The organism is Verminephrobacter aporrectodeae subsp. tuberculatae At4 (assembly GCF_000193225.1).
GTDB lineage: Bacteria > Pseudomonadota > Gammaproteobacteria > Burkholderiales > Burkholderiaceae_C > Acidovorax > Acidovorax aporrectodeae.
The window spans coordinates 1-3,732 of sequence record NZ_AFAL01000142.1 but is presented as its reverse complement, the minus strand read 5'-3'; the positions used below and the strand labels follow the sequence as shown (position 1 = coordinate 3,732).

Here is a 3,732-nt window from a genome sequence, read left to right as displayed (position 1 = left end):
TTCCCGCTGTTCCACGATCCCGGGGCGATGCCGTACTGGCACACCCTGCCGCACGCATCCGTGGACGACACGCGCGCGACGATCGAATCCATGCTGCGGCCGCCGCATGCGCGCTGGTGGACGCTGCGCACCGCGGCCGATCCCGCGCGGGCCATCGGCTTCCTCGGGTTCCTCGGCTACGCCGGCATCCCCGGCTTCGGCTATGCGGTGCACGCCGACCACCGTTCGCAGGGCTACGTGCGCGAAGCCGCGCGCGCCGCGCTGGACGAAGGCTTCCGGCAGCTGCGGCTCGACCGCGTCGAGCTGTGGATCCACGAAGCCAACCTGCCGTCGCGGCGCGTCGCCGAGTCGCTCGGCTTCGTGCGGCGCGGGTGCTTCCGCCAGATGTACCCGCGCGAAGGGCGCTCGCGCGAAACCTGGGTGTACGGCGCAACGCCAGCGCGCTGGTGCGCAGGCCGTGCTCATGGAGGACCCGTGCCCATGGCTGCGGGATGGGCCAGCGGTTCTTCCTGCGCCAGCGCGGCGATCTTCACGATCACCAGCGACAGGTTGTCGCCCTTGCCGCACGCCCGGACCCGGGCTTCTTCGACGAGCACCTCCGTCGCTTTCCGGGGTGGCAAGCCGTCCACCACGGACGCGAGTTCGGCCTGCGTGAAGTAGTTCCACAAGCCATCGCTGCAAGCCAGCAGCGCATCGCCTGGTTGCAGCTGCGCGATCGCGTGCGCCGTGACCGGGGGGTCGCGTTCGGCGCCCAGGCAGCCGAGCAGGATGTTCGATTGCGGGTGGCGCTGGGCTTGTTCCTCGGTCAATTCACCCCGGTCCACCAGGGCTTGCACGTACGAGTGGTCGCTGGTGCGAAAAACCAGCTGGTCCCCCCGGAAGTGGTAGATGCGCGAGTCGCCCGCGTGCACCCAGTGGCAGTCGCCACGCGGGTTGATCAGGAAAGCCGCGATGGTGCTGTGGGGTTTCTGCTCGGCCGATATGGCGATCAGCCGGATGACGAGGTGCGTTTCTTCGACCATGTTCCTGAGCAGGGCCGCCGCGTCGTCGGCGTCGGGCGAGTAGCGCTCGAACAGCTGCTGCGCCGTGAACACGATCTGGTCGGATGCATGGCGCCCGCCGCTGCGCCCGCCCATGCCGTCGGCAATCACGCCGAGCACGCAGCCATTGTGCCTCTCGTGCGAGATCAGGGCCACCTGATCCTGCTGGTATTCCCGGTCACCCTGGTGGATGCCGGTGGATGCAATAAGGCGGAACCCTTTGGTCATGCTGGTGGTCGTGTGGGGGCGGCGCGCGCACGCGGTCGTCGGGAAAAGCGGGTCGAGCGCGTATTATCCGGCCGCCCGGGGCGTTTTTTCACTCCCACGGCACCCCCGCCTTGAAACCCAACCCCCACGCGCCCCCCACGGACAGCGGATCGAACGCACCGCGACGCACAGGCGCGAGCCCCGGCCGCAAGAGCCTGCCGACGACCCTGCCCGAGCGGGTTGCGCAGGTTTTTGCCCCGGACAACGTGCTGGCACGGGTGGATGCGCATTTCCAGCCGCGCGAGGGGCAGACCCGCATGGCCATGGCCGTCGCGCGGACCATTGAAACCGGTGGCGCCCTGGTGGTGGAGGCGGGAACGGGCGTGGGCAAGACCTTCTCCTATCTGGTCCCCGCGCTGCTCAGCGGCGAGCGGGTGCTGCTGTCCACGGCCACCAAGGCGCTGCAGGAGCAACTCTTCGCGCGCGACCTGCCGCGCCTGGTCGAGACGCTGGGCCTGCCCGTGCGCACGGCCCTGCTCAAGGGCCGCGCCAGCTATCTGTGCCGCTACCGCATGGAACTCGCGCGCCAGGATGCCCTGGCGCAAGAACGGGATATTGCGCGGGTGCTGGCCCGGGTGCAGGACTGGTCACGCCACACGCGAGCCGGCGATCTGGCCGAGCTTGCCGGGCTCGACGAGCGCTCGCCCGTGATTCCCCTGATCACGTCCACGCGGGAAAACTGCCTGGGCTCCCCATGCCCGCGGTTTCGTGAATGCCATGTGCACTTGGCGCGGCGCGAGGCGCTTGCGGCCGACATCGTGGTCATCAACCACCATCTTTTCTTTGCCGACGTCGCGGTGCGCGAGTCCGGCATGGCCGAGCTGCTGCCGAGCGTGCGCGTCGTGGTGTTCGACGAAGCGCACCAGATCAACGAGACCGGGGTGCAGTTCCTGGGCGCGCAGCTGTCCACGGGCCAACTGCTGGATTTCGGCAAGGACCTGCTGGCCGCGGGCCTGCAATATGCCCGCGGCATGGCGGACTGGGCGGGGCTTGCCACCCTGGTGGAACTTGCCGCACGGGACCTGCGCCTTGTGGCGGAAAAAACGCCGGTCGGGTCCAAGCTGCGCTGGACGCAGGAGACCCCCGAGGGCGTGCCGGGCGCGCAGTGGCAGGACGCGCTGCGCCGTGTCGCAGTGGCTTGCACGCAGGCCCGGGATGCGCTCGCCATGGTCAGCGAGATGGCTCCGGACTTTGTGCGCCTGCATGCGCGCGGCAGCGAGTTGCTGGCGCATCTGGCCCGCTTCTCGGACCCGGCCCCGCCGGATGCGGTGGTGCGCTGGGTCGATGTGGGGGCGCAGCTGCGCCTGATCGAGTCACCGCTGGACATCGCGGTGGCCATGCGCACGCGCGTCCTCGCGGATCCCGCCGAATCCGAATCCGAGTCCGCAGACGGGGACGCGCAACCGCCGGCAATGGACCCCGGCAGGGCCTGGATCTTTACCTCGGCGACCCTGGGTGAGGACGAGCAGCTGACCTGGTTCACGCAGCGCGCGGGTTTGCAGGATGCAGAAATTTTGCGCGTCGCCAGCCCCTTCGACTACGCAGCGCAGGCGGCCCTGTACGTTCCCCGCCATCTGCCCCCGCCCGCAGAGCCGACGCACAGCCGGACCCTGGCGCAGTGGGTGGGAGACGCCGCAGAGCCGCTGTGCGGCCGCACCCTGGTGCTCACCACGACGCTCAAGGCCTTGCGCACCATCGGCGACGCGCTCAAGGCCCGCTTCGAAGCCCGGGACGATCTGCAGGTGCTGGTCCAGGGCGAGTGGCCCAAACGGCGGCTCATGGAGCGCTTTCGCGCCGGGGCCACAGCGGGTCAGCCAGGCTGCGTGCTGGTGGCCTCCGCCACATTCTGGGAAGGCTTCGACGTTCCGGGGGACGCGCTGCAACTCGTGGTCATCGACAAGCTGCCGTTTCCACCGCCCGGAGATCCCTTGGTCGAGGCGCGCGCGCAGCGCATCGAAAAGGCGGGCGGGAAGGCGTTCCCTTCGTATTCGCTGCCCGAGGCCGCGGTGGCGCTCAAGCAGGGCGCCGGGCGCCTGATCCGGCGCGAGTCGGACCGGGGCATTCTGGTGATCGGCGATACCCGGCTACTCACCATGGGCTATGGCCAGCGCCTGCTGGCTGCGTTGCCGCCCATGCGGCGGCTCGCGTCCGAACAAGAGTTTGCCGCCGCCTTGCAGGCACTCAGAACCGCTCCCTGATCCAGAAAGAAAGCACGCCGCAGCGGCGCGCGCCGGTGCCCGGCGGAGAACCATGCTTCGCAGCGCAGGGAGTCACGGATGCAACACGCTGATGACACACTGCTCCGCTTTTGCATGCGTCTCCCCCGATGCTTGCCGCATCCTGGCTTGTCTACCCGACCCGGTTTCGCAAGGCTTGAACCCGGATCACCGTGCGCGCAACCAGCGGTTGGGGCCCCGGAGGGCTG

At 69.3% G+C, this 3,732-nt stretch carries 2 protein-coding genes and 1 pseudogene; 2 read left to right on the top strand and 1 reads right to left on the bottom strand.

Translation table 11 applies throughout. From position 1 onward, the window contains the following. Positions 1–27: 27 nt before the first annotated feature. Positions 28–303, top strand: a pseudogene (locus VTU_RS35670) (GNAT family N-acetyltransferase); the annotation flags it as partial. Positions 304–461: 158 nt separating this feature from the next. On the opposite strand, the gene VTU_RS0105150 reads toward VTU_RS35670, so the two are convergent. Continuing rightward, positions 462–1,268, bottom strand: a complete 807-nt coding sequence (locus VTU_RS0105150; RefSeq protein ID WP_010101506.1) for a PP2C family protein-serine/threonine phosphatase — start codon at positions 1,266–1,268, stop codon at positions 462–464. A 194-nt stretch (positions 1,269–1,462) separates the two neighbouring features. Here VTU_RS0105150 and yoaA point away from each other — a divergent pair, with 194 nt between their 5' ends. Continuing rightward, on the top strand, positions 1,463–3,505 hold the full coding sequence (gene yoaA / locus VTU_RS0105145; protein WP_029554128.1) for a DNA repair helicase YoaA: 2,043 nt from the start codon (positions 1,463–1,465) through the stop codon (positions 3,503–3,505). The last annotated feature ends 227 nt before the right edge of the window (positions 3,506–3,732 follow it).

Excerpts from the sequence above, each read along its gene's own strand:
- VTU_RS0105150 (WP_010101506.1), bottom strand. The coding sequence starts at position 1,268 with ATGACCAAAGGGTTCCGCCTTATTGCATCCACCGGCATCCACCAGGGT.